The organism is Streptomyces sp. NPDC002994, assembly GCF_040611155.1.
Lineage (GTDB): Bacteria > Actinomycetota > Actinomycetes > Streptomycetales > Streptomycetaceae > Streptomyces.
On sequence record NZ_JBEXNQ010000003.1, the window covers coordinates 248,622 to 274,891 of the forward strand.

General features: G+C 71.1%; 17 protein-coding genes, 2 pseudogenes and 1 riboswitch. Of the genes and pseudogenes, 8 read left to right on the forward strand and 11 right to left on the reverse strand.

What is annotated here, in order from left to right; translation table 11 throughout:
- Position 1: 1 nt before the first annotated feature.
- The 3 genes from ABZX79_RS04915 to ABZX79_RS04925 all read right to left on the reverse strand — a co-directional run bounded on the left by ABZX79_RS04915 (position 2) and on the right by ABZX79_RS04925 (position 2,826).
- On the reverse strand, positions 2-328 hold the full coding sequence (locus ABZX79_RS04915) for a putative quinol monooxygenase (protein WP_355251671.1): 327 nt from the start codon (positions 326-328) through the stop codon (positions 2-4).
- Between the two features lie 156 nt (positions 329-484).
- Positions 485-2,278, reverse strand: coding sequence for an ABC transporter ATP-binding protein (locus tag ABZX79_RS04920; RefSeq protein WP_355252007.1), 1,794 nt, complete (start codon positions 2,276-2,278; stop codon positions 485-487).
- Between the two features lie 86 nt (positions 2,279-2,364).
- The gene (locus ABZX79_RS04925) at positions 2,365-2,826 is read right to left on the reverse strand and encodes an NUDIX domain-containing protein (protein ID WP_355251674.1); all 462 of its coding nucleotides are present in this window, start codon (positions 2,824-2,826) and stop codon (positions 2,365-2,367) included.
- Positions 2,827-3,479: 653 nt separating this feature from the next.
- Between ABZX79_RS04925 and ABZX79_RS04930 the strand changes: the two genes are divergently transcribed.
- From ABZX79_RS04930 to ABZX79_RS04940, 3 genes are all read left to right on the forward strand, one after another.
- Entirely contained in the window at positions 3,480-5,027 is a 1,548-nt protein-coding gene (locus ABZX79_RS04930) for an MFS transporter (protein WP_355251677.1), read from the forward strand.
- A 146-nt stretch (positions 5,028-5,173) separates the two neighbouring features.
- A complete protein-coding gene (locus ABZX79_RS04935; RefSeq protein ID WP_355252010.1) occupies positions 5,174-6,517 on the forward strand; it encodes a sensor histidine kinase in 1,344 nt (447 codons plus the stop codon).
- Positions 6,514-7,182 carry a response regulator transcription factor gene (locus tag ABZX79_RS04940; RefSeq protein WP_355251680.1) on the forward strand — a complete coding sequence of 223 codons (669 nt, stop codon included), beginning with the start codon at positions 6,514-6,516 and terminating at the stop codon, positions 7,180-7,182. Before ABZX79_RS04935 ends, ABZX79_RS04940 begins: the two co-directional genes overlap by 4 nt.
- Position 7,183: 1 nt before the next feature.
- Here ABZX79_RS04940 and ABZX79_RS04945 read toward each other — a convergent pair whose 3' ends face one another.
- Positions 7,184-7,795: a TetR/AcrR family transcriptional regulator gene (locus tag ABZX79_RS04945; protein ID WP_355251683.1), complete on the reverse strand. Its 612-nt coding sequence runs from the start codon at positions 7,793-7,795 to the stop codon at positions 7,184-7,186.
- 145 nt (positions 7,796-7,940) lie between these two features.
- Here ABZX79_RS04945 and ABZX79_RS04950 point away from each other — a divergent pair, with 145 nt between their 5' ends.
- Both ABZX79_RS04950 and ABZX79_RS04955 read left to right on the forward strand, forming a co-directional pair.
- Positions 7,941-9,332 carry a cytosine permease gene (locus ABZX79_RS04950; protein ID WP_355251686.1) on the forward strand — a complete coding sequence of 464 codons (1,392 nt, stop codon included), beginning with the start codon at positions 7,941-7,943 and terminating at the stop codon, positions 9,330-9,332.
- Positions 9,333-9,522: 190 nt separating this feature from the next.
- Positions 9,523-11,202: an amidohydrolase gene (locus ABZX79_RS04955; protein WP_355251689.1), complete on the forward strand. Its 1,680-nt coding sequence runs from the start codon at positions 9,523-9,525 to the stop codon at positions 11,200-11,202.
- Here the strand turns inward: ABZX79_RS04955 and ABZX79_RS04960 are convergent.
- Positions 11,162-12,250, reverse strand: a complete 1,089-nt coding sequence (locus tag ABZX79_RS04960; RefSeq protein WP_355251692.1) for a magnesium and cobalt transport protein CorA — start codon at positions 12,248-12,250, stop codon at positions 11,162-11,164. The two genes, ABZX79_RS04955 and ABZX79_RS04960, sit on opposite strands and share 41 nt — an antisense overlap.
- 443 nt (positions 12,251-12,693) lie before the next feature.
- On the opposite strand from ABZX79_RS04960, the gene ABZX79_RS04965 reads away from it, so the two are divergent.
- The gene (locus tag ABZX79_RS04965) at positions 12,694-14,163 is read left to right on the forward strand and encodes a UDP-N-acetylmuramoyl-L-alanyl-D-glutamate--2,6-diaminopimelate ligase (protein ID WP_355251695.1); all 1,470 of its coding nucleotides are present in this window, start codon (positions 12,694-12,696) and stop codon (positions 14,161-14,163) included.
- Here ABZX79_RS04965 and ABZX79_RS04970 read toward each other — a convergent pair.
- The 3 genes from ABZX79_RS04970 to metE form a co-directional block, all read right to left on the reverse strand.
- Positions 14,150-14,920, reverse strand: a complete 771-nt coding sequence (locus ABZX79_RS04970; RefSeq protein WP_355251698.1) for a fibronectin type III domain-containing protein — start codon at positions 14,918-14,920, stop codon at positions 14,150-14,152. The genes ABZX79_RS04965 and ABZX79_RS04970 overlap by 14 nt on opposite strands.
- Positions 14,917-15,516: a hypothetical protein gene (locus ABZX79_RS04975; RefSeq protein ID WP_355251701.1), complete on the reverse strand. Its 600-nt coding sequence runs from the start codon at positions 15,514-15,516 to the stop codon at positions 14,917-14,919. Before ABZX79_RS04975 ends, ABZX79_RS04970 begins: the two co-directional genes overlap by 4 nt.
- 146 nt (positions 15,517-15,662) lie before the next feature.
- On the reverse strand, positions 15,663-17,966 hold the full coding sequence (gene metE, locus ABZX79_RS04980; RefSeq protein WP_355251704.1) for a 5-methyltetrahydropteroyltriglutamate--homocysteine S-methyltransferase: 2,304 nt from the start codon (positions 17,964-17,966) through the stop codon (positions 15,663-15,665).
- Positions 17,967-18,125: 159 nt separating this feature from the next.
- Positions 18,126-18,358: riboswitch (cobalamin riboswitch) on the reverse strand.
- A gap of 174 nt (positions 18,359-18,532) precedes the next feature.
- Between metE and ABZX79_RS04985 the strand changes: the two genes are divergently transcribed.
- Complete coding sequence (locus ABZX79_RS04985; protein ID WP_355251707.1) at positions 18,533-19,501, forward strand: DUF4331 family protein; 969 nt, start codon at positions 18,533-18,535, stop codon at positions 19,499-19,501.
- On the opposite strand, the pseudogene ABZX79_RS04990 reads toward ABZX79_RS04985, so the two are convergent.
- From ABZX79_RS04990 to ABZX79_RS05000, 3 genes and pseudogenes are all read right to left on the reverse strand, one after another.
- Positions 19,502-19,729, reverse strand: a pseudogene (locus ABZX79_RS04990) (hypothetical protein); the annotation flags it as partial.
- A gap of 74 nt (positions 19,730-19,803) precedes the next feature.
- Positions 19,804-21,618, reverse strand: a complete 1,815-nt coding sequence (locus tag ABZX79_RS04995; RefSeq protein WP_355251710.1) for a TIM barrel protein — start codon at positions 21,616-21,618, stop codon at positions 19,804-19,806.
- 25 nt (positions 21,619-21,643) lie between these two features.
- A pseudogene (locus ABZX79_RS05000) lies at positions 21,644-22,289 on the reverse strand (shikimate dehydrogenase); the annotation flags it as partial.
- 261 nt (positions 22,290-22,550) lie between these two features.
- Here ABZX79_RS05000 and ABZX79_RS05005 point away from each other — a divergent pair.
- Positions 22,551-26,114: a phosphodiester glycosidase family protein gene (locus ABZX79_RS05005; protein WP_355251713.1), complete on the forward strand. Its 3,564-nt coding sequence runs from the start codon at positions 22,551-22,553 to the stop codon at positions 26,112-26,114.
- The last annotated feature ends 156 nt before the right edge of the window (positions 26,115-26,270 follow it).

The window sequence follows — 26,270 nt, forward strand, 5'->3', positions numbered from 1 at the left end:
GTTAGTTGTCGATCTTGAGTTCACCCATCGCGCTCCATCCGTCGGCGCCCTCGATGGTCGTGCTCACGATTTCGGGCGTACGGCGAACAAGCGGGCGCATCGTCTCCAACGCGGCCTTGAAATGGCTGGAGTTGACGTGCGCCGCGGCCGCGTCGTCCTGGAACGCCTCGACGAGCACGTAAGTGTTCGGGTCCTCGACGCCGCGCGACCATTCGAACCACAGGTTGCCGGCCTCGGCCCTGGTGGCCTTGGTGAAGGCCTCGACGTGTTGCGGCCACGCTTCGGCGTACTCGGGCTTTACGGGAAACTTGACAACAATGAAGATCATCCGGTCATTCTATGCCGCACCCCTCCAAGCCGCTGCGCGAGGCCGAACCGGGGCGCTGCCCCGGAGCCCGCTCCTCAAACGCCGGAGGGGCTGGATTGTGGACCCGACGTGCGGGCGCCGGGTCCACGTTCACGCGATCACCGGGGCCGAGTGGGCTCAGCGGTCCTGAGACAGCGCGTACAGCTCGGCGAAGAGGCCGCCTTCGGTGTGCGCCAGCTGCTCGAAGCTGCCCTCCTCCCGGATGCGCCCCTTGTCGAGTACGAGGATGCGGTCCGCCATGCGGACGTTCTCCAGCCGGTGGGTGACGACGAGGGTGATACGGCCGGGCGCCATCTCCCGCAGTGCGTTGAAGATCTGGTGTTCACCGCGGGCGTCCATCTCGCTCGTCGGTTCGTCCAGGATCAGGAAACCCGGCCGCCGGTAGAGCGCTCGCCCGCACGCGAGCCGCTGCCATTGCCCGCCGCTGAGCTCATGGCCGCCCCACAGCGACCGGGCCAGCAACGTGTCCATCCCGTCGGGGAATTCGGCCACCGCCTCCCTCATGCCGACCTGCTCGGCGGCCTCCCAGACCAGCTCGTCGCCGTGCCGGCGGGGCTGGCCCAGCGTGATGTTCTCCCGTACCGCCAGCGGCCAGTGTCCGTTCGTCTGGGGCACGAGCCCGATGTGGCCCCACACCGACTCGGCGTCCGCCGCGGCCAGATCCGTGGCGTCCCACAGGACACGGCCGCCGGTGGGCAGGGTGAGTCCGGTCAGCAGGCGTACGAGCGTGGACTTGCCGGCGCCGTTCTCCCCGACCAGCGCGACCACCTCGCCCCGGCGGAGAGTGAGCGACACCGGGTGCAGCGCCGGGGTGGTCTTCTTCGGGTACGTGAACGACGCCTCGTCGAGCCGGATCTCCACCGGAGCCTGCGCGGTGATGCTGCCGCGCCGGGTCGTCATCTCGCGGGCCTGAGCCAGAAATTGGTGGTAGTCGTCCAGATAGAGACCGTGGTGGAACATCGCCGCCCCGTATCTGACGATCTGGTTGAGCGCCCGGCCGGCGGTCTGCGAGGCCACGATCGCCGTGCCGGCGATGGCGAGCCCCATCTGCCCCGACAGCACCAGCGCGGCGAGCGAGGCCCACATGCCCACGATGAATACGCCGCTCAGCGCGGCGGCGGCCAGGTTGACGCGCAGGTACTGCGGCGCCGCCGCGAGCGCCCTGCCCTCGATGCGGTCGCACATCGTGCGATACCAGAAGTGCAGGTAGGGGCGCATGGTGTTGGCCCGCAGCTCGTCCGCGAGCGTCGGCGTGGTGAGGTACCAGCGCATCATCCCCCGGACATTGCGAGCGGAGACCGACGCATCGAACACGCGGTAGTCGATACGGGCCGCGATCACGCCGCCCAGACCGCGCGGGACGACCGACAGCATCAGCACCACCAGCAGAAGCGGATGCAGCACGGTAAGGACGGAGGCGGCGGACACCAGCTGCACGAAGCCGTTCGTGAGCGTCTTGGCGTCCTCGGCGATGTCGACGGCCCGCAGCGCACCGATCTCGGCGGCCTGGCTCCGGTCGGTGAAGCCCTCCTGGTCGTACGTCGACAGCTCGACCTTCATATGGAGGTCCACCATGGTCAGATCCGCCGCGGACGCCACCTGGGGGTTGAGGCGGCGCGTCGCCCAGTCGGCCAGGATCCAGGACAGCGCCCCGACCGCCAGCGCGACGGCCGCGACGATCAGCGCGGGGCGGGCCTCGTTGAGCCCGGCCCGGGCGTCGTCGGAGCCGAAGAGCGGCCCCATGGCCCGGGCCACCGCGGTGAGCATCACGGCCGTACCGATCCCCGACATGAGCTGGCACACCAGAACGGTCACCACCATGCGCCGGTCCACCGACCAGGCGAGCCGGAAGGTCTGGGCGAGTGCGCCGGGGATACGCCGCGCCATTTCCCACAGCGTGGCGCCCTGCATGGCGTTTCCGTGTACACGGCCGTTGTAGTTGAGCTCGGGCGGCGCGGCCGGCTGGGGTGCGTCCTGCCGCTGCGGGGGGATGGTGCTCAATGCGGCCTCCTCGGGTGGGCGATGTTGGCGTACAACGAGCCGCCGACGACGAACTGGCGGAGCACGGCGGTGGAGTACGCATGGCAGTCGGGCGGCGGATTGCCGGGCTCCGCCCACACGAGGGCCGTGTGCTTGTGCGGCTCCCGGTTGTACGGTTCGCCGCGCCAGCGCTGGGCGGTGAAGGCGAAGCAGATACGTCGCTCGTCCTCGGGCCCCCAGTAGTGGGCCGCGCCGCAGAACTCCGTGTCCGCCGGGTCGATTTCGACGCCGACCTCCTCGTGGGCCTCACGCCGTGCCCCGTCGTCGGCGAACTCGCCGCGCTCCAGGTGGCCCCCGACGATGCTGAGCAGCCCACCGGCGTACTCGGTCTCGGCGCGGCGCACGAGCAGAACGCGGCCGTCCGCACGCTGGAGCAGGATCAGGACATCGACGACGCTCGTGTAGCGCGTCGCGGTCATGCGAGGGCGTCCGTCGCGTCAACCAGGCGCACGAGGCGGGTGAGCACGGCGGGGCCGCACTCGAACGCAGAATGTCCGCCAACGACACGAACGGCAGCGGGTACGGGATACATGGTTCCTCCTGGATCGCAGTGCACGCGGACTGGCGGACGGACAACGCACCTGATCAAAGGCGCGTAACGGGAGGCGCCGGGCGAACTCTCGACCAGAGATTCGATTCCGTCGTGCCTGCCGGTGCGCACGGGGACGCCCGGGCTGTTATCCGGCGTTCGATCACCCGGAAGAGGTCCGGCACCCGATCAGGCGATTGCTTTGCAATCGGGAGCACACGACTTCTGTACGTCGCGTCAGCGGGTCCGGGGGTTCAAGGGGCTCCGCGGGCCGCCCGGGACATCAGAGGCCTCCCGGACTTCGCAGATGCTTCCCCACGTCACCGCGCGCACCGCACCGACCCCCCTGACGTGTCCACCGCACCATGCGGCCTGCTCGGTGCGCTCCGGGACGCGGCGGCGACGTAAAAGCGCAAAAGGGACATAAGGTCGCGCCGGGGGAATGGATGTGCGCATTGCCGTCTTGTTTGAGACACTGACGTCTCAAGCGAGACCGTACGGTGTCAGCAGGCACCCTCCGGCACGACCCCGAACAGGAACCCCATGCACCCCGCCCCCGCCCGGCAAGCTTCCCGGGCCCAGCTCGATCCCCGGCGCTGGGCCGTCCTCACGATCCTCTCCGGCAGCCTGCTGCTGATCGCGATGGACACCACGATCCTCAACGTCGCCTTCCCCTCCCTCGTCGCCGATCTGCAGCCCAGCTCCGTGCAGCAGCTGTGGATCATCGACGTGTACGCGCTCGCGCTGTCCGGTGTGCTGGTCACCGCCGGCGCGCTCGGCGACCGCTGGGGACGCAAGCGCATGCTGCTCATCGGCTTCAGCGTCTTCGCGCTCGCCTCGCTGATCGCCGTCTTCGCCACCGCGCCGTGGCAGGTCATCGCCTCCCGCGCGCTGCTCGGCGTCGGCGGCGCGGCCATCATGCCGACGACCCTGTCGATCCTGCGGAACGTCTTCACCGACGCCCGTGAACGCGCCTTCGCGTACGCCGTCTGGGCCGCGGTCTTCGGCGGCGGCATGGCGCTCGGCCCGGTGGTGGGCGGTCTGCTCGTCGAGAAGAACGGCTGGCAGTCCGCGTTCCTGCTCAATATCCCGGTCGCGCTGGCCGTCATCGCGTTCGGCCTGTGGCTGCTGCCCGAATCGCGTCAGCCGAGGGAGGGACGCTGGGACTGGTGGGGCGTCGGGCAGTCGATCGTCGGCATGCTCGCCCTCGCGGGCGGCATCAAGCAGCTCGGCAAGGGCGGCCCCGCGGACCCGGTCGCCTGGGCGCTGCTGGTGCTGGCCGCGGTCGCGCTGACCGTGTTCGTACGCCGCCAACTGAGGCTGAGCCAGCCGCTGTTGCAGGTGCGGCTGTTCGCGAGCCGGTCGTTCAGCATCGCCGCCGCCGCGATCTTCCTCGGCATGATCGCGCTCGGTTCGGCGCTGTTCCTGATCACCCAGTGGTTCCAGTACGGCGAGGGCTACACGCCGCTGGAGGCCGGTATCCGGCTGCTTCCCGCGCCGCTCGGACTGGTCGTCACCTCCCTGGTGACACCTGCCCTGATGCACCGGCTCCCGATCCGCCACGTCCTGGGCAGCGGGCTGCTCCTGATGACCGCGGGCCTCGCGCTGCCCTGGATCCTCCAGCAGACCGGCACCCTCGGCTACCCGTCGATAGCCTTCGCGCTGGCCGTGCTCGGCTGCGGTGTGGGCATCGCGACCACGGTCGCCTCGGTGACCCTGATGGCCTCGGCCCCGGCACGTGACGTCAGTGGCGCCGCCGCCATCGAGGAGACCTGTTACGAGCTCGGCGCCGCGATGGGCGTGGCCATCCTGGGCAGCATCGCATCCGCCCTGTACCGGGCACACCTGCCCGAACTCGGCCTGGACGACGCGGCGACGGCGTCCGTACGCGACTCCGTGGGCGAAGCCGCGCACCTCGCCGGGCTGACCGGTGGTCCGGCGGGCGCCGCACTGCTGGAAAAGGTCTCCGCGGCCTTCACCGCCGGCATGACCCCGACCTTCCTGCTCGCCGCGGCGCTGCCTCTCGCGGCGGCCGCGCTGACGTGGGCGAAGATCCCCAAGGACCTCCGCCCGACGGAGAACGCGCACTGAGGGACGTGCGACCCCCTACCCGTAGTACTTGAGAGCTACGCGCAAGGTGCGCTCCCCGGCGGGACGCCGACCGTAAGGCGTGGGCCATAAGTTCCTTACCGGAACCACGAAAGCCTAGGGTGGATCTTGTGAGGGGGGAGAGCGCGATGGCGGAGCGGCTGCTGAAAGCTGTGCGGGCAGTGCCGCGCAACCTCCGCGAGGATCTGTGGACGGGGGCCGTCGCCCCCCTGCCACGCAGTGGACGGCCCGGCTGGTTGATGTGGCAGCCGGTCATCGTGTTGCTGTTGCTGATCGGCGCGGCAACCCTCGGCGTGGTCAACGTGAACACGCTCGCCTCCAACTGGGACCACGGACTGGACACCAGGTACGCCCTGCTGCTCGGCGGGGCCCAGTCGGTGGCGCTCGTCGTCGCGGCGTTCCGGCCGCTGCCGGCGTGGTGGATGGTGACGATCGCGATGGTCGTCGTCGCGTGGCTCTCGGGCTCGCAGTCCCCCGGGGCCGAGGTGTTCCCCTGGGCAGCCCCCGGGATCGCCGCGGAGCTCCCGGGCTCGCAGTTCCCCTGGGACCCGTTGTTCCCCTGGACCGGCCCCGGGATCGCCGCGCAGGCCGGCGTGCTCTTCATGCTGGCGCTGCGGGTCCGCCCCCGCGTCTCGGTCGAGGCTCTGACGGTCAGTCTCCTGGCGGGTGTGGTCTGCAGCACGCTCATTCTCCAGGGTCACTTCACCGGCGTCGCCCGCGCCGCCGCAATTCTCACCGCCGCGGTGGTGGTCGGCGGCTCGCTGCGCGGGCGCCAGGTGGCCCGCACGGAGCTGGTCGTACAGGAAGAAATGACCGCCGAGGAGCGGTCCCGGCGTACCCTCCTGGAGGAGCGCAACCGGATCGCCCGCGAGCTGCACGACGTCGTCGCACACCACATGTCCGTCATCTCCATCCAGGCGCAGGTCGCCCCGCACCTGGTCGAGAACCCGTCCGACGAGCTGAAGGAAAACCTCGCGGGCATACGTGAGAACGCCGTCGGCGCGCTCACCGAACTGCGCCGCGTGCTCGGCGTACTGCGCTCCGAGGACGCCTTGTCGGCGGCCGTGCGGCACGCCCCGCAGCCCACGCTCGACCGGCTGGACGAACTGGTCGCCAACGTGCGCGGCGCGGGGCTCGCGGTCACCACCCGGACCACCGGAGAGCAGCGCCCGCTGCCGCCCGGCGTCGAGCTCTCGGCGTTCCGTATCGTGCAGGAGGCGCTCAGCAACGTGATGCGGCACGCGCCCGGAGCGCGGGCGCGGGTGGAGATCGGGTACCACGCGACCGGCCTCACCGTCCGGGTCACCAACACCGCGCCGGACGGGTCGGCCGAGCCCTCGCGGGGCGTCGGCCACGGTCTGCTGGGCATGCGGGAACGTACCGTCATGCTGGGCGGTGAGATCGCCAACGGGCCTGTTCCAGGAGGCGGTTACGAAGTACTGGCGACGCTTCCCCTGGAGGGCAGTCCATGACCATCCGCGTGCTGATCGCCGACGACCAGATGATGGTCCGGCAGGGATTCACGGTGCTGCTCAACGCCGAACCCGGCATCGAGGTGGTCGGTCAGGCCGTGGACGGCCTCGACGCCGTCGCCCAGGTCGCCGAACTCGCACCGGACGTCGTCCTGATGGACATCCGGATGCCCGGGCTCGGCGGCATCGACGCGACCCGCCGCATCACCGAACCGGCCGGCGCCACGGTGAAGGTTCTGGTCCTGACCACCTTCGACCTCGACGAGTACGTGTACGAGGCGCTGCGCGCGGGTGCCTCCGGGTTCCTCCTGAAGGACGCGTCCGCTGCCGAACTCGCCCACGCGGTACGGGTGGTGGCGTCCGGTGAAGCCCTGCTCGCCCCGAACATCACCAAGCGCCTGATAGCCGAGTTCTCCCGGCTGACCGACGCGCCCCGGGCACCGCTCAAGGACCGCGTCGGCGACCTGACGGAACGCGAGACGGAGGTCCTGTCCCTGATCGCGCAGGGCCTGTCGAACGCGGAGATCGCCGTGAGGCTGGTGGTCGCGGAACAGACAGTGAAGACCCATGTGAGCCGGATGCTGGTCAAGCTGGGCCTGCGTGACCGGACCCAGGCCGCCGTCTTCGCGTACGAGACGGGCCTGGTGCGCCCGGCCGGCTACTGAGCTACCGAGCCGTCCCGGGCGGGATCAGCCGGGCGGCCGCCGATCTCGCCGCCGTCAGTGCCTGGCGGCGGCCGCTGCCGCGCTGGCCCAGCACGACCCGCGTGCTCAGGCCGTCCAGCAGCGCCAGCAGCTCGGAGGCGTGCGCCGGTATGTCCATCGGCGCGAAGCGTGAGCGCGCCACGCCCTGGACGAGCAGCGCCTCCAGGTCCTCCTGCCAGACCTGGTCCATCTCCTCCTGGGCCTGGCGCAGGGCTTCGTTCGCGGGCGTACGGGCCCAGAGCTCGATCCACAGCATCCAGCGCGGGTCGCGCGGCCCCCGCGGCAGATACAGCTCCAGGAACTGGTCGAGCTTGCGCTCCGCCGTCGTCCGGCGGCCCAGCAGGAGCCGGCGCTCCCCAGCCAAGTCCGTCTCGCTCCAGCGCAGCGCCTCCAGCAGCAGCCGGTCCTTACTGCCGAAGTAGTACAGGATGTGGCCGCCGCTGGTGTCCAGCCGCTCGGCCAGCGCCGACATGGTGAGCGCGGCCAGGCCGTTCTCGGCGATCACCGCCATGGCCTCTTCGAGCATCCGCTCCTGGGCGATGTGCCCGTCCCGCCGTCGCGCCGCTCCTGCCACCGGTTTCGCCTCCACCGTTCGTGCCCGATGTCATGACCTTAGCCGCGGATTTACGCCCGGGTCTTGACGGGGCGGGGACCGGCACCGCATCTTGAATGCCGTTCTAACTCTTAGAACGGCATTCAAGGTCTGGCTGGGGAGTGGCATGGCAACGCACACGGCGGAGCGGCAACCGAAGAGCGACGAGGTCTTCCACGTCGAGACCCATGGCATCGATCCCATCCCCGACGAGGAGCGGCACGGCAGCGCCAAGGACCTCTTCTGGCTCTGGTTCGGCTCGAACCTCACCTTCACCTACGTCATCAACGGCGCGCTCGCCGTCGCCTTCGGCCTCTCCTTCTGGCAGGCGACCGCCGTCGTGGTCGTAGGCGGCCTGGCCTTCTTCGTCATCAGCGCCGCGGGCCTCAGCGGCATCCGTACCGGAACCGCCACCCTCGTGATCTCCCGCGCCGCCTTCGGTACGCGCGGCAACTGGCCCGCCGGAGTGCTCAACTGGATCGTCAGCATCGGCTACACCATCGTCAACACGGTGGTCGGCACCCTCGCGCTGGAAGTCTTCTTCGCCGAAATCGGCTGGCAGGGAGGCAACACCGCCCGCGCCCTGGCGCTCGCCATCACCCTCACCCTGACCTTCGCGGTAGCCATGTGGGGTCACGCCACAGTCCAGTTCGCCGAACGCTGGATGGCGTACGCCCTGGCCGCCGGCTTCGTCGCACTGCTCGTCTTCGTCCTGCCCGGCGCCGACACCACAGCCCCCGCCGTCGGTCCCGGTGCCGCCGGCTGGAGCCTGGCCTTCGTCGTGATGCTGTCGAGCCCCTTCTCGTACGTACCGATGCCCGCCGACTACACCCGCTACCTCCCCAAGACGACCACCCTGCGCTCCATCACCTGGAGCGGAGCCCTCGGCGGCTTCCTCTCCTCGGTCGCGCTCGGAGTCGCCGGTGTCGCCGCCGCGACCCAGACCGACATGACCGACGCGGTGGCGGGCACCGAGGAGCTGCTGCCCGGCTGGTTCCAGCCGGTCTTCTTGTCCCTGGTCCTCCTGGGCTCCGTCACCAACTCGATCATCACTCTCTACTCGTCCAGCCTGAACCTCCAGGTGCTCGGCATCCCGTGGAGCCGGTCGAGGGCCATCCTCATCAGCGCCGCCGTCACCGCCGTCGGCTCCCTGTGGGCCCTGTTCTTCGCCGACTTCACCGAGTCGCTGCTGTCCTTCCTCTCCCTGCTGATCATCGTCTTCGCCCCGTGGAGCGGCGTCTTCCTCACCGACATGGTGCTGCGCCGCTGCCGTTACGACGCCGAGGCCCTGCACGCCGGACCGGGCGGCGCGTACTGGTACCGGGCGGGCTACCACCCGGCGGGCATGGCGGCCCTGCTCACCGGCATCGTCTTCGCCGGTCTCACCGCCGACTCGGAGCTGTGGACCGGCCCCCTGGTCGCACCGCTGGGCGGCGCCGACCTCACCCTCCTCGGCTCGGTGGTCTCCGCGCTCACCTACTGGGCGCTGGCCGCCCGCAAGCCCGTACGTACCGCCTGACCCCGCCGCACGAGCTCACGCCGCCGGGAGGGGACGTGTCGGGGCGCTCCCCGCAGGGCGTCGAACGCAACGAGCCCGAAGAAACAACGCACTACCCGAACGTTCGATGCCCGAGGAGACGCCCCGGCGCGGCACCGACCCCACGCCCCCGCAAAAGAGCCCCGCACCGCACCCCCAGGAGTTCACCCTCATGCCCCCTACCACCCCGGCCGATCTGGTCCTCCTCAACGCCCGCATCCACACCGTCGACCCCCTTCTGCCCGAAGCCGAGGCACTCGCCGTACGCGACGGGCGTATCGCCTGGCTCGGCGCCGACTCCGACGCCGCACAGTGGACCGGACCGGACACCGAGATCGTCGACGCGGGCGGCCGCCTCGTACTCCCCGGCTTCATCGACGCCCACAACCACGTCAGGCTCGGCTCCGACGACGCCTGCGTCCAACTCGCCGGAGTCCGTACGCTCGACGGCATCCACGAGCGCATCCGCGCCTGGCACACCGCCCACCCCGACGCCGAGTGGATCGAGGCCGAGGCCTTCGACTACTCGGCGATCCCGGACGGCCGCATGCCGCGGGCCGAAGACCTCGACGCCGTCACCGGCGACACCCCCGCCTTCGTACTCAGCTACGACGTGCACACCGCCTGGCTGAACACAGCGGCTCTCCGCCGCCTCGGCATCGACCGCGACCGTACGAGCCTGCCCTTCGGCGAGGCCGAAACCGACCCCGCGACCGGAGAACCCACGGGTTTCATCAAGGACTTCGCCGTCAAGGGCCTCTCCCGCGACGGCCACCGCGCCCTGCGCGCACTCGGCGTGCCCTGGGCCTCGCCCGACCGGCAGTACGGCCGCCTGGCGCAGAGCCTCGACGAAGCGATCTCGTACGGCATCACGACCGTCGTAGAGCCGCAGAACTCCCTCGACGACCTCGCGCTGTACGAGCGGGCCCGCACCGAGGGCAGGCTCCGCTCCCGGATCGTCGCGGCCCTCTTCCACCCGCGCGGCACCACCGAAGCCGACCTCGACGACTTCGCGGCGGCCGCCCGCACCTTCGACGACGACCGGCTGAACGTAGGCCCGCTCAAGCTCTACATCGACGATGTCGTCGAGCCCCGCACCGCCGCCCTCCTGGAGCCCTACACGGGCTGCGGGCACCACCGGGGCGACACCTTCTACCCGCCGGAGGAGTTCGCCGAGCTGCTGACCCGGCTGGACGCGCGCGGCTTCCAGTGCTTCGTCCACGCCACCGGCGACCGTGGCATCCGTACCGTCCTCGACGCGGTCGAGACCGCCCGTACCGCGAACGGCCCGCGCGACGCCCGCCACCAGGTCGTCCACGTCGAATGCCTCGACCCCGAGGACACCCCCCGCTTCAAGGAGCTCGGCGTGGTCGCCTGTATGCAGCCGCGCCACTGCGCCCCCGAGATCGCCGGGCCCGGCAAGGACTGGGCGCGGAACGTCGGCGAGGAGCGCTGGCACAAGGCGTGGCCGATGCGCAGCCTGCACGAGGCCGGCGCCGTGCTCGCCTTCTCCAGCGACTGGAACGTCGCCGAGATGGACCCGATGGTGGGCATCTACACCGCCGTGACCCGTCGGCCCCTGGGCGGCGGCGAGCCGTGGATGCCCCACGAGACGGTCGACGTGCGGACCGCCGTGCACGGCTACACGATGGGCTCGGCGTACGCCAACTTCCTTGAGCGCGAACGCGGTTCGCTGACGGTCGGCAAGCTCGCCGACTTCGTCGTCCTCTCCCGCGACATCCTTGAGCTCGCGCCCGAGGACATCCCCGGCACCGTTGCCGAGACCGTCGTCGTGGGCGGCGAAGTGGTGGTCACAGCCAGCCGTTTCGCCGGAACGCCCGGTGGATCGTGAAGCAGGCGACGGCCATGACGGAGAGGGCGAGCGGATAGCCGTACGTCCAGCGGAGCTCGGGCATGTGGTCGAAGTTCATGCCGTAGACCCCGCAGATCATGGTCGGCACGGCGATGATGGCCGCCCATGAGGTGATCTTGCGCATGTCCTCGTTCTGGGTGATCGTCACCTGGGCCAGATGGGCCTGGAGGATCGAGTCGAGCAGTCCCTCGAAGGCGGCGATCTGCTCGGCCGTCCTGGTCAGGTGCCCGGCGACGTCGCGGAAGTACGTCCGGATCTCCGGGCCGACGCTCGGCATGGGCTCGGTGGCCAGCACGTTCAGCGGCCGGGCCAGCGGCGCCACCGCCCGCTTCAGCTCCAGCAGTTCACGCTTGAGCTGGTAGATGCGGCCGGCGTCACCGCGGCCCGCCGGCTCGCTGAAGACGGCCGTCTCGACCGCGTCTATGTCGTGCTGCACGGCCTCGGCGACCACGAGGTAGTCGTCGACGACGTGGTCGGCGACGGCGTGCAGCACGGCGGCGGGGCCCATGGAGAGCTGATCGGGCGCCGACTCCAGGGCCTCCCGGAGCGGTCCGAGCGAGCCGCGGCCGCCGTGGCGGACGGTGATGACGAAATCGGGGCCGGTGAAGACCATCAGGTCGCCGGTGTCCACGATCTCGCTGGTGGCGGTCAGCTCGGTGTGCTCGACGTAGTGGACGGTCTTGAAGACGGCGAACAGCACGTCGTCGTACCGCTCCACCTTCGGCCGCTGATGTGCCTGTACGGCGTCCTCCACGGCCAGCGGATGGAGCCCGAACAGGGCGGCAAGCCCCGCGAATTCCTCTTCCGACGGCTCGTGCAGGCCGATCCAGACGAAGCCCTGGCCCGACTTGCGGACCCGGGCAAGGGCCTCCTGCGCCGGACAGTCGCCTGGCCGGCGTTCGCCGTCCTCGTACACGACGCAGTTGACGACGGCACTGCCCAGCGGGGAGCGGGTGGGGTGGCTGAGATCCACGTTCGGGCGGTAGGCGCGGCGTACCGCCCGGCTGAGCGTGCGGATCAACGGCATGGAGTGCTCCTTCGGCGAATCGGCGGCCAGTGTGCCACCGGCCCACCGGCCGCCTCTCACAGGGGTGCTCCGGGCCGCCCCGGGGCCGTACACTCCAGAGCATGAGTCGCAGCACACGTGGAGCCGGGGAGTGCCTGAGCCGGCCTCCTCATGCCCTGTGCCGGGCCCTGCACGGCCACGGCTAGCGATTCCCCTCGTCCCGGTGGAGCCCAAGGTGCTCACCGCCGGTTTTTAGTGCGGCCTTTCCGCCTGTGGCGCTTTCCCCCACCGCGTGAGGGGCTTCGCCCCGGACCCCGCTCCTCAAACGCCGGAAGCGGCTGGAGGTTGCCGGGGCGGGGGCGCCGCCTTTGTCGCACCGCACCGCACCGCACCGCACGACCTGGCTGTCGCCGTACCCGCATACCCCGCATTCCCCGTATACCCCGCCCCCCGAGAGGACCCCTGTGAAGTTGAGCGAGTTGCTGGCCGGCCATGACCACGAGGTCCTCGCGGGGGATCCGGAGACGACGATCACGGCGGGCACCTGCTTCGACGCCCACCGGGCATCACCGGGCACGCTGTTCATCGCCGTCCCCGGACACGTCGGCGGTGGACCCGAGGCGGTCGGCCCCGCGATCGCGCGCGGCGCGGTGGCGGTGCTCGTCGACGGTGACAGTGGGGCCGACGGCGCGGCCGCGGGCGTCTGCGTCGTACGCGTACCCGACACCCGGAAGGCGGCCGCGGCCGTAGCGTCCCGCTACTACCGTGAGCCCGGACGGGCCATGGACATGGTGGCCGTCACCGGAACCAACGGCAAGACCTCCGTCTCGTACATGGTCGAGTCCCTGCTGCGGATCGCCGAGGGCGCCGAGGTGGGTGTCATCGGGACGGGCGGCAGCCGCATCGGGGACGAGATGATCCCCATGCCGCGGTCGGTCCTGACGACGCCGGAGTCGCCGGACTTCCAGTACCTGCTGGGCCGCATGCGGGACCGCGAGGTCTCCACCGTGGTGCTCGAAGCGACCTCGATGGGGCTGCTGACGCACCGGGTGGACGACGCGTTCATCGACGTCGGCGTCTTCACCAACCTTTCCCAGGACCACCTGGACGACCACGGCACCATGGAGAACTACCGGGACGCCAAACTGCGCCTCTTCCAGGGGCTCTGCCGGCGCGCGGTCGTCAACGTGGACGACACGGTGGGTGCCTCGATCGTGGCCATGATGCCGGACGCGGTGGCGACGTACGCCATCGACGCGGAGGCGGACTACCGGGCCACCGACCTCAGCATGGACGGCCACGGCACGCGGTTCACGCTCCACCACGACGGCCGCAAGTACCCGGCGGCGATTCCCGTGCCCGGCCGCTTCTCGGTCGCCAACGCGCTCGCCACCGTGGCTGCCTGCCATGTGCTGGGGCACGATCTGGCCGGCCTGGTCGCGGCCCTGGACCGGATGCCGACGGCCCCCGGGCGCTTCGAGCGCTTCGAGACGCCGGGCGGCACGTCCGTGATCGTGGACTACGCGCACTCCCCGGACTCGCTCGAAAAGGTCCTGACCACCATCCGCGGCTTCGCCAAGGGGCGGGTCGTCACCGTCTTCGGCTGTGGCGGTGACCGTGACATCACCAAGCGGGCCGAGATGGGCCAGATCGCCGGGACGCACTCCGACCTGTGCGTACTGACCTCGGACAACCCGAGGAACGAGAACCCCGAGGAGATCCTGGACCAGATCACCCCGGGGCTCGCGGCGACCGGCACCCCCTTCGAGCGGTACGCCGACCGGCGCAGCGCCATTGCGTACGCGCTGTCCGCCGCCGGGCCGGACGACATCGTGCTGGTCGCGGGGAAGGGCAGCGAGCCGTACCAGATCGTCGGTGAGCAGCTGATCCCGTTCAGCGACATGGCGACGGTGCGCGAACTCAGCGGCCTGTAGCCGAAGCCGTCGGCTCCGCGCCGGTTCTGAGGCGTACGACGTTGGACTGCTTGCCGTAGACGAGGGCGCGGATCCGGTAGGACGCCTTCTTCTCTTCGGGCAGCGTGATCAGGCCGAAGGAATTGACGTCGGGATCCAGGACGGCGGCCGGCCGGAACGACCGGCTTCCCGCCGGCCTGATTTCCAGTAGCTGGGCCTCCTCGTCGCCGGCGTGGTCGGTCCAGGTGAAGCGGATGCCGTTGGCGTGCTCGACGGTCGCCTTCAGGCCCTTCGGCGCGGCGGCGGCGTCGTCCCGCACCGGGTGCGTGGGTACGACCCGGCCCCCGACCGTGCGGGGCGGCGCCCACTCGTGGTCGTGTCGCTGGTCCTGCTCCGTCAAGCCGCCCGGCGGCAGGGCGACTTCGACCGGCTGGGACGCCGGGCCGTAGTAGGGGCGAAGGCGGTAGTGGAACGACGTTCGCGGTATCAGATCGGGATGCCGGTACGTCCGCTGCTCCGGGGACACGTACTGGAGGATCGTGTACGGGCCCGCCGCCTGCGTCGCGAACTCGACGACGCGGCCCGCCGCGCCCCTCTCCCCGCCCGTCCACCGCAGGGTGATGTCGATTGGCGAGTCGAGGACCGCTGTAAGGCGGGTGGCCGTGCCCGTGGCCGTACCTGTGGTCTTGGCCATGGACGGCGGAGAAGTGCAGGCGGCCAGTGCGAGGACGAGCGCCGCCGCCGAGGCCCCGGCCCATGCCCTGGCCGTCGCGGTCACTTGCGCCAGAACTTCACGTTGCTCCAGACCACCGTGGCCGGGCCGTTGCCGCCGCTGGTGCGGTACGCCCCGAACTTGTCGTAGAAGCTGCCGTCGGGGCTGTCGTGCGAGTGCTTCAGGGAACCGTTGATGTACGTCCGGTGCTGGTTGCCCACCTGGTGCACCGTGTTGACGCGGACCGTCGCTCCGACCGTCCCCGCGTTCGACAGCGTGGTGCCCCCGTGCACGGCGTACAGGCGGCCGCCGCGCTCGGCCGCCAGCATGAAGTACGGGCCGGGAGCCGAGTCGTTGAAGGTCTGCTTGAGGCTGATCCGGGTGCCGCCCATGCTGGTGATCCGGAAGTAGCCCTCGAACTGACGGGTGCCTCCGGTGTACGTGGCATAGCGGCGCTCGGCGCGCTGATCACCGCTCGCGGTGGAACACGTCAGCGTGAACGTCAGGTCGTCGACCTGGCCGCATCCCCTTTCCTGGACGTTGAACGACGGCGAGACCGAGGTCCAGCCGCCGGGCTCGACTTCCGCATGGGCACTGGGCGCCAGAGCCAGGCCGCCGACAGCCGCGAGGCCGGCCGCGGTGGCGAGGAGTTTGCTTCGCATGACTCACTTCCCCATATGTGAACGATGTTCATGGGTGGGATCGTGTGAGCGTAGAGCTGCGCAAGTCGACTGGCAATGGGGCGCGTTCAATTCACGGATGGAACCCGCCGGGTTGCCCGGCGGGTTCCGATGGTGGTGGTCGTCCCTCAGCCGCGGATCCGGCGGGCGGCGGCAACGAGGTTCTCCAGCGCCGGGCGGACCTCGGCGGGCGTACGGGTCTTCAGGCCGCAGTCCGGGTTGATCCACAGCCGGTCGGCGGGGACGGTACGCAGGGCCAGATCAATGAGATCGGTGATCTCACGCTCGGCCGGTAGGCGAGGGGAGTGGATGTCGTACACGCCGGGACCCACTTCACGCGGGTACCCGGCCGTGGCGAGCTCGCGCGCGATCTGCATGTGCGAGCGGGCCGCTTCGAGGCTGATGACATCGGCGTCGAGGTCGTCGATCGCCGCGAGCACCGCGCCGAACTCGGCGTAGCACATGTGGGTGTGGATCTGGGTGTGGGCCTGTACGCCGCCGGTCGTGAGCCGGAAGGCCTCCGTGGCCCAGGCCAGGTAGGCCGGCCGGGCCGCCTCGCGCAGCGGCAGCGTCTCGCGCAGCGCCGGTTCGTCGACCTGGACGACGCGAGTGCCCGCCGCCTCAAGGTCGGTGACCTCGTCGCGCAGCGCCAGAGCGACCTGGCGGGCCGTGTCGGCGAGCGGCTGGTCGTCGCGGACGAACGACCAGGCGAGCATGGTGACGGGCCCGGTCAGCATGCCCTTGACCGGGCGGTCGGTGAGCGACTGGGCGTACGACGTCCAGCGCACCGTCATCGGCTCGGGGCGCGACACGTCACCGGCCAGGACGGGCGGCCGGACGTAGCGCGTGCCGTACGACTGGACCCAGCCGTGCCGGGTGGCGAGATAGCCGGTGAGCTGCTCGGCGAAGTACTGGACCATGTCGCCCCGTTCGGGTTCGCCGTGCACCAGCACATCGAGACCCGCCTTCTCCTGGAAGGCTATGACCTCGCGGATCTCCGCCGCGATCCGCTCGTCGTACGCCGGAGAGTCGATGCGCCCCGCCCGCAGATCGGCGCGGGCGCCGCGCAGCTCCGTGGTCTGCGGGAACGAGCCGATGGTGGTCGTGGGCAGGAGCGGCAGGCCGAGCCGGGCCCGCTGGGCCGCTGTTCGCTCGGCGTACGGCTCGGGGCGGCGGGCCTGCGCCGGGGTGATGGCCGAGCAGCGGGCGCGTACAGCCGGGTCGTGGGTGAGCGCGGAGGCGGCGCGGGAGGCCAGAGCGGCCCGGTTCGCGGCGAGTTGGGGCGCGACGGCGTTGGCGCCGCGACTCAGGCCGGTGGCCAGGGTGACGGTTTCCGACACCTTCTGCCGGGCGAAGGCCAGCCAGCGGGCGACCTGCGGGTCCAGGTCGCGTTCGGCGGTGGCGTCCAGCGGCACATGAAGCAGGGAGCAGGACGGCGCGACGTCCACCCGGTCCGCGAGCCCGAGCAGGGTGGCGAGGGTGGAGAGCGAGCTCTCCAGGTCGTTGATCCATACGTTACGGCCGTCGATGACCCCGGCGATCAGCCGCTTGCCCGGCAGACCGCCGGCCGCGGCGAGGTCGTCGAGGTTCGCGGCACCCGGCCCGGTGAAGTCCATGGCCAGGCCCTCGACCGGAGCGTGGGCGAGGACGGGCAGTGCCTCGCCGAGACGGTCGAAGTACGACGCGACAAGGAGCTTCGGCCGGTCGGTGAGCGCGCCGAGCTCGCGGTAGACGCGGGCGGTGGTGCTCAGCACGGCCGGGGACTGGTCCTGCACGAGGGCGGGCTCGTCCAACTGGACCCAGTCGGCGCCCGCCGCCCGAAGGTCCGCGAGGACTGCGGCGTACACCGGCAGCAGCCGGTCGATCAGGGTGAGCGGATCGAATCCGTCGGCGACGTCCGGGGCGGCCTTGGCGAGGAGCAGGAACGTAACGGGGCCGACCAGCACCGGACGGGCGGTGTGGCCGAGTGCGACCGCCTCCCGCAACTCCCCGACCGGGCCCCGGGAGTCGGCGGTGAAGGTGGTGTCCGGGCGGAGTTCCGGCACCAGGTAGTGGTAGTTGGTGTCGAACCACTTGGTCATTTCCAGCGGCGCGCCACGGTCCGTGCCGCGCGCCATGGCGAAGTAGCCGTCCAGCCAATCGGCGGCGAAGGCGGCGCGGTGGCGCGCGGGGATCGCGCCGACCATCACGGCGGTGTCCAGTACGTGGTCGTACAGCGAGAAGCTGCCGGTGGGCACTTCCCGGATGCCGGCGTCCGCCAGCTGCTGCCAGGTGTCGCGGCGCAGTTCGGCGGCGGTCCGGCGCAGGGACGCGGCGCTGATGCGGCCCGCCCAGTAGCCCTCGACGGCCTTCTTGAGCTCCCGGCGCGGGCCCTGACGGGGCCAGCCGTGCACGGTGGGAAGCGAATGCGGGGTGGCGAAACGGTCAGCCACGGGACTCTCCTTCGCGAGTCGCGGAGACGACCCCGGCAACCGGGCGAGGACGCGAAGGAACGGCGTACCGGACAGCACACCGGACGGCTCACAACAGCCGTGCCGCGCCTGCCCGTTACCGCCGACCCGCCCTCGAGGTCACCGAGATCTCCGCATGCGGGGTCGCACGCGGGCAGTGGCAGGTCTTCGGACTCGCGGGCCGGCCTGCCGGGGGCTTGCACCCGGCGGGCACCTACTGGCCGTCGCTTCCCGGTCCCGGAGATCCGGGGCCAGTGCGTATGACGGCGGTCGTTCCCACTCACCGCTGCGGGGCAGTTCCGGATTCCCACCGGATTCCCTCTTACGACGCTTCCGTCCGGCTGACGGAGCGAACCAGCTGCAGGGACAACGTACTCCACGTACCTTCGCTCCCGGCACGACTCCCGGAAGGAGACCGAGGCCGGAGCCAGTGAGGCCGGCAGGAGACGGCACCGTACGGCGAAGGGTCTGTGACGTACACGGACAGCGGTCCACGTATGGCGGGCGCCACCGTGCGCGGAAGGGGCCGGGGGCCGAGGGTGGGTGACATGTCTCATCACCTCAGCGGGCCGAATCTGCGGTCGCCCATGGACGACGCGCGGCTGGATCTGACGGACCTGTTCGCGTTCACGGTGCCGGGCGGGCGCACCGTCCTGATCATGAACGTCCACCCGATCGCCCCGGCCGCGGGCGCGGCGTTCCACCCGGACGCGGTCTACCGCATCAATGTCGACATCGACGGCGACGATCACGCCGACGCGGCGTTCAGCTTCGTCTTCTCCCCGCCCGTCGACGGCCGGCAGACGGCGACCGTGTACTGGGCGACGGGGGCGCAGGCCCGCAGCGCGGAGCCCGGCGGGCAGGAGATCTTCACCGACGCGCCGGTCGCCCTCGGGGCGGAGGCGCGGGTGGTCGAGGCCGGTCCGTACCTCTTCTCGGCCGGTCTGCGCAGCGACCCGTTCTTCGCCGACCTGGACGGCATCGTCAAGGACTTCCAGTGGACCGGCGTGGACTGGGGAGCCGACAAGAACGTTCTGGGCATCGTGCTGGAGGTTCCGAGCGACGAGCTGTGCCCCGACCCGGTGATCGGGGTGTGGGCGCGGGTGAGCCTGCGCCAGGACGGCCGGCTGAAGTCCGTCGACCGCGGGGCCCACCCGTCGCTGACGGCGTACTTCAACCCCGAGGAGGCGAAGGACGCCTACAACGAAGGCGAGCCCGCCGAGGACTGGGCGACGTACAGCGGGCCGTGGACCGAGGTGCTCCGCCACACCGGCGGCTACGACGCGCACGCCGCCGAAGAGGTCCTGCGTACGGTCCTGCCGGACATCCTGGTCTACGACCGCAACCGTCCCGCCGCCTACCCCAACGGCCGGGCTCTCACCGACGACGTCACCTCGACCCGGCTGGCCATGATCTCGGGCGGGAAAGTCGCCAGCGACCACATCGGCCCGCACACCGACCTCCTCCTCGACTTCCCTTACCTGGGCGCACCCCACCCGGATCCGGCAGTCGGCTGATCACGCGCGCGATGCTTGGCGGCGGGTCAGGTCGTGGCCGCCCAGGGCGCCTCGAAAGGTGTACTGGTTGGCGATCCGGAAGACGCAGAACGCGCTGATCATCATGTGTACGTCGATCACGTCCGGGGTGACGAACTCACTGCTTGCCCGGTCCGCGTCCAGGATCTTGCTGATCAGGTCGAGCGCGGGCGTATCCAGGTTCGCGAGCGCCGGCGACCTGCGGATGTGCTCCGCCCGCTGGCGGTCCTTGTCGGCCTGGGGGCCGGCGGCGAGGTCATGGGGCCTCCACTCGTATGCGCAGGCTAGTCACGCTCCGGGGCGGGCGCGGGTGGGTGCTGGGCGGCGAGCCGGACCGGGGCGTTGGCCATGCCGAAGCCGCGGTAATCGCCGACGCGCTGCACGATCTCGAAGAAGACCCGGCCGACGGTGACCGTATAGAGGTGCAGGAACTCGCCGCCCTCGCCCTCGTCGGACCTGTCGTACATCAGCCCGAGCTCACGCAATTCCCGGTGGCGCGCCTCGCCGAGGTCGAAGCGGGCCCGCAGGTCGTCGTAGTAGTTGTCGGGAATCGGCAGCAGTACGTCGTCGGACAGGGCCCGGAGCCGGCGCGCGGTCGCGACGACGTCGTCGTCGGCGAGGGCGATGTGCTGCCCGGGCAGCTCCTGCGAGGCAGCCCCGACGTGCGCCATGTCTAGGGCGAGGCGGACTGTACCGGAGGCGTTGGACATGGCGCGGCTGCGCAACAGTCCGTACGGATCGGCCATTTCGACGCTCTCGTGCGGCCGCAGCCCGAGGACCGAACGGTAGAAGAGGGTCGCCTCGTCGAAGTGGTCCCAGGAATGCCCCAGCGCCACGTGGTCGATATGGCCGATGTGGCCCCGGGGCGGTTCGACGGCATCGAAGTCGTCGCGCCAGCGCGGCTGTGCGGAGTCGCAGAAGAACAGCTCCGTGCCGTCCGGAGCCGCGACGGCGGCGAGCGGCGCCTCGTCGGCGGCGCGGTGACGGGGGAGTGCGGGCGACAGCAGGGACTTGGCACGCGCGGCGGAGAGCGCCGGGTCCGGCGACTCCAGGCCAATGGCCACCAGCGAGGTGTCAGTGGGGCTGTCGGGATGGATGCGGCTGAGGAGAATCCTGGCCCGGCCCTGCTCCCACAGCTCGACCGGCTTGGTCTCATGCTGTCCCGTACGGGCGAATCCCAGCGCACCGAGCAGTCCGCCCAGACGCTTGTGGTCCCGGGTGGCCAGCTCGGCGAAGGCGAACCCCTCGGGCTGCGCGGGTCGGGGGAGGGGCGAGCCGGTGCCGAGTACCTCGGCGACGGACTCCTCCAGCGCGAGCAGGGACCGCATCGCGTCGACGGCCGTACGACCGGCGTCCGCCTGCCGGAAGCTGTCGTTGAAGACCTCCAGCGACAGTGGGCCCGCGTAACCGGTACGCAGGACGTGAGCGAGCAGCCCGGCGAGGTCGAACCCGCCCTGGCCAGGGAAACACCGGTAGTGGCGGCTCCACTGGAGTACGTCCATGGCGAGCAGCGGGGCGTCGGCGAGCTGAAGAAAGAAGATCTTGTCGCCGGGGATGGCCTCGATGCCGCCGGGGTCCGAACCGCGCGACAGGATGTGAAAGCTGTCCAGGCACGTACCCAGATTCGGGTGGTCCGCCATCCGTACGATCCGCCAGGCACGCAGATACGTGTCGACGTGCCGGCCCCAGGCCAGCGCCTCGTACGCGATCTTGATGCCGTGTTCCGCGGCCCGCTCGGCGAGCAGGCGCAGCTGCTCGGCGGCGAGCGCGTCGTCGTCGACGGCGCCGGGGGAGACGTTCGAGCAGACCAGCAGTATGTCGGCGCCGAGCCGCTCCATCAGCCGGAACTTGTGGTCGGCCCGCCGCAGATTGTCCGCGAGCCGGTCCGGGGTGACCGCCTCGAAGTCGCGGAAGGGCTGATAGAGGTCGATCCCCAGCCCCAGCGCTTGTGCTCGCTCGTGGATCTGCTCAGGCGGCAGCGGACACCCCAGCAGATCGTTCTCGAAGATCTCCACGCCGTCGAACCCGGCTCGGGCGACGGCCTCCAGCTTCTCGGTCAGGGATCCGCTGACGGAGACGGTGGCGATGGACTTGCGCATGTTGGGCTCCTGCCTGGTCGGCGACGAGGGCGGCCATGTGGGCGAGCATCCTGCACCGGGTCGGGCTCGCGCCCGGTGAACAGCCGGAAGGCGTGCGCGGCCTGGAACACGGCCATGCCGCCGCCGTCCAGCGTGCGGCAGCCGAGGGCGCGCGCCCGGCGCAGCAGGTCCGTGTCGAGCGGCCGGTAGACCACATCGGCGACCCAGAGCCCCGGATGCAGCAATTCGGCGGGGAAGGGGAGACCCGGGTGGTGGGCCACGCCCATGGGTGTGGCGTGCAGCAGCCCGTCGGCTCCGGCAAGAAGCGCGGCGAGCCGGCCCTGGGGCGCGGCGTACGTCCGGCCCGCGCCGAAGCGTCCGGTGAGTTCGGCGGCGAGGGCCGAGGCAGCGCGTGCGCCACGGCGGCCCCGGCGCGGCCCGCGCCGAGCTGCACGATCCGGCGGGTGGGGGCCGCTCCAGTTGATGTCGGGCCCGCAGGACCGGCCGTCCTTGCCGAAGACGACGGTCTGCTTGCCGGGGTGCGTGATGTTCAGGCCGTCGTACCCTCGCCGGCGCGCCGTGCGTAAATCCAGCCTGTCCGGCGATTGAGGACATGCCCGGAGGGCGTCTGTGTTGGCTGGGGGGCTGGAGGGGAACAGCCCCGCAGGGCCCACCACCCGACGGGGCGTCACCTACCGGCGCTCCGCAACGCCGAACGGATGGGTGACGCGTCGGTCGACCAGTCGCTGCCCCGCGCGAAGCTCGCCGAGCCCTAACGTGATCGCGTCCGCCCCGCGCAACCCGCGTCACCTCACCGGCGCCGCAAGTTTTCCCCGAGGCCTCCGTCAACCCCTGGTGCGTTGGTGCGTGCGCGGCAATGCTGTGGCGACAGCGCTTACTGCCCGCTGACCCGCTGACCCGCCCGCTCAACCAGCCGTTCCCCAGGAGGACTTGTGGGCCTTGGCACAGTTGGTGGCTCCCTCAGGCGGCCCGTCGTACTTCTCGCGACGGTCACCGCGCTGACGGCCGGGGCGATCGCCCCCGCGGCCGCCGATACGACCCCCGACCCCCGTCCCCGTAACGCGGCGGAAATCCTCAGACCCGTCGCGCCACCACCCGCGAGCGCCCCGGCGGGCAGCCCCAGATCCGTCGTCGACGGCGACGGCATCGAGACCGCCCACAGCGCCCGCCCGATCGCCCCGGGCGTCCGCCTCACGTCGTACGACCGCCTCGAATCCGACAAGTGGCTTCGCGTGGACGCGCTCTCCGTCGACCTCGACCACGACAGCAGCGACAGCAACGACGGAAGCGGCGGCGTACAGGCCGACTACCTCCACTCCGGCAAGGTCTCCGACCGCCGCTCCGTCTCCGATCTCGCCGCCGCGCACGACCCGGGGCCGGGCCGCCGTACCGTCGCCGCCATCAACGCCGACTTCTTCGACATCAACCAGACCGGCGCCCCCCAAGGCCCCGGCATCAAGGACGGCAAGCCCGTCCACTCCCCGGCCCCCGGCCTCAACCGGGCCGTCGGCATCGGCCCCGGCGGTGCCGGCCGCGTACTCCAGCTGTACTTCGAAGGCACGCTCACGCTCCCCACCGGGACGCACCCCCTGGCGTCGTACAACGCGGCCAATGTGCCGGCCGGAGGAGTGGGGGCGTACAACTCCGGCTGGGGCGTGGCCGACCGCGCGCTGACGGTGGACGCCGCCACGCCCGTCGCCGAAGCGGCGGTACGGGACGGAAAGGTCGTCGAGGTCAGCGACCGGCCCGGCACAGGACCCATCCCCGAGGGCACAACGGTCCTCGTCGGACGCGAGGCCGGGGCCGCCGCCCTCACCTCGCTCAAGCCGGGCGACCCAGTGGCGATGGAATACAAGGCCCGCACCGACGGCGGACCCGTGCCGCGCACCGCCGTCGGCGGTCGCGAACTGCTGGTCGTGGACGGCATACCGCAGAACCACGACGGCCAGAGCAACAACACCGCCGCGCCCCGCACCGCCGTCGGCTTCTCCAAGGACGGCAGCGAGATGCAGGTACTCACCGTCGACGGCCGCCAGGCCGACAGCGGCGGCGTAACCCTCACCGAGCTCGCCCTGATGATGAAGCGCGCCGGATCGCACAGCGCGCTGAACCTCGACGGCGGCGGCTCGTCGACCCTGATCGCGCGCGAACCCGGCAGCGACGCGCTCCAGGTGGAGAACAGCCCGTCCGACGGCAGCGAACGCACCGTACCCAACGGCCTCGCCCTCACCGCCCCCGACGGCAGCGGCGAACTGCGCGGCTACTGGGTCGAGACGCGTACGCCCGCCGGCAGCGCACCCACCGCGGACCCGGTCAAGGGCGGCCACCCCGAACGGGTATTCCCCGGCCTGACGCGGCAACTCACCGCCGCCGGTTACGACGAGACCTACGGTCCGGCGCAGGGCGACCCGCACTGGCAGAGCGCCCGCGCGTCCGTGGGCCGCGTCGACGGCGACGGGCTGTTCACGGCGCGCGGCAGCGGCACCGTGAAGGTACGCGCCCACCGCGGTCCCGCTGAGGGGGCCACGCACCTGACCGTGCTGGGCGACCTCGCCCGCGTCGAACCCACCACGCGACGCGTGGGGCTCGCGGACGCGGCGGCGAGCGCCACGTTCGGCATCGTCGGGTACGACGCGCACGGCACCAGCGCCCCCGTGGAACCGCGCGACGTGAAGCTCGACTACGACCGTTCGCTCTTCGACATCCGTGACGACGGCCGGGGCAACTTCACCGTCACCCCCCGCACGGGCAGCGGCGGCGCCGGCCAGGTCAAGGCGACCGTAAACGGCACGGTCACCGCGCTCGCCGTCAGCGTCGGCCTGACCGAACAGGCGGTTTCGGCCTTCGACGACGCCGCGTCCTGGACCTTCACCCAGGCCCGCGCGAGCGGCTCGGTCGCGGCGACGCCCGAAGGCCACACCGGCACGGGGCTGAAACTCACGTACAACTTCACGCAGTCGACGGCGACCCGCGCCGCCTACGCCAACCCGCCGCGGCCACCGGTCGCCGTGGCCGGGCAGCCCCAGTCGTTCAAGCTGTGGATCAAGGGCGACGGCAAGGGGGCCTGGCCGACCCTGCACCTGAAGGACGCGGCAGGCTCCGACCAGCTCCTGCGCGGCCCGTTCATCACCTGGACCGGCTGGCGGCAGGTCACCTTCGCCGTACCGCCGGGCGCGGCGATGCCGCTCGCGGTCCACCGCTTCTACCTGGCCGAGACGGCGGCCGCCAAGCAGTACACGGGCGAGATCGTCATCGACACGCTGACCGCCCAGGTCCCACCCACCGTCGTACTCCCCGACCCGCCCGTGCCCGTCGACCCGCTCATCGATCCGGCGGCCGAAACGGAGGGGAGGGACTGGCAGTTCGCGGTGATGTCCGACGCCCAGTTCGTCGCCCGCGACCCGGACAGTGCGATCGTGGAGCAGGCGCGCCGTACGCTGCGCGAGATCAAGGCGGCGAAGCCCGACTTCCTCGTCATCAACGGCGACCTCGTCGACGAGGGATCACCGGCCGATCTCGCCTTCGCCCGCCGCATCCTGACGGAGGAGCTCGGGGACGCCCTGCCCTGGTACTACGTGCCGGGCAACCACGAGGTGATGGGCGGCAAGATCGACAACTTCGTCGCCGAATTCGGCCCCGCACACCGGACGTTCGACCACGAAGGCACCCGCTTCATCACGCTCGACACGTCGAGCCTGAGCCTGCGCGGCGGCGGTTTCGCGCAGATCAGGAACCTGCGGGCGCAGCTGGATGCGGCGTCCGAGGACGACCGGATCGGCTCCGTCATGCTGATCGAACACGTCCCGCCGCGCGACCCGACCGCACAGAAGGGCAGCCAGCTGGGCGACCGCAAGGAGGCCGCGCTGATCGAGGGGTGGCTGGCCGATTTCCGGCGTACGACCGGGAAGGGCGCCGGTCTCATCGGCAGCCACGTAGGGGTCTTCCACGCCGCGCACGTCGACGGGGTGCCGTACCTGATCAACGGCAACTCGGGGAAGACGCCGGCGGGCCCGGCGGACGAGGGCGGCTTCACGGGCTGGTCGCTGGTGGGCGTCGACAAGGTCTCACGCACCGAACAGGCGGCGGCCCGGCAGCGCCCGTGGACCGGGGGCCCGGACTGGGTGTCGGTCCAGACGCGCGCTCATGTGGACGCCCTGGCGCTCGACGTACCGTCAGCACTGCCGGCCGGACGCGACGCGGCGGTGGAGGCGACCGTCACCCAGGGCACGCGACGCGTCCCGGTCGGCTTCCCGCTGAGCGCGGACTGGACGGGTTCCCCGAACCTCCACATCGGCCCGGCGAAGGACGCCCGGCCCCGGCACGCGGCCACTTTCGACCCGGCCACGGGAACCCTGACGGCACTACGCCAGGGGACGATCACGCTCGCGGTGACGGTCAACGGAACGACACAGTGGACGGGAGTGCGCATCGCGGCAGAGGGGGAAGCGACTGCTTCAACGATCCGACGGGAAGCGGAAGCGACCCGTGCCTCGTGAACGCCCCGATCTTCTGTGAGCGGTGGCCGTACGCCTCCTCGGGCGGCTCGTACTTCCAGTGCGTACGCGCACAGCACGCCCCCCGCGCCTCACCGCCCTTGCCTGCCGCGCACCGCAGGCAAGGGCGGTGAGCCGCGCGCTCACACGCCCGGCCCG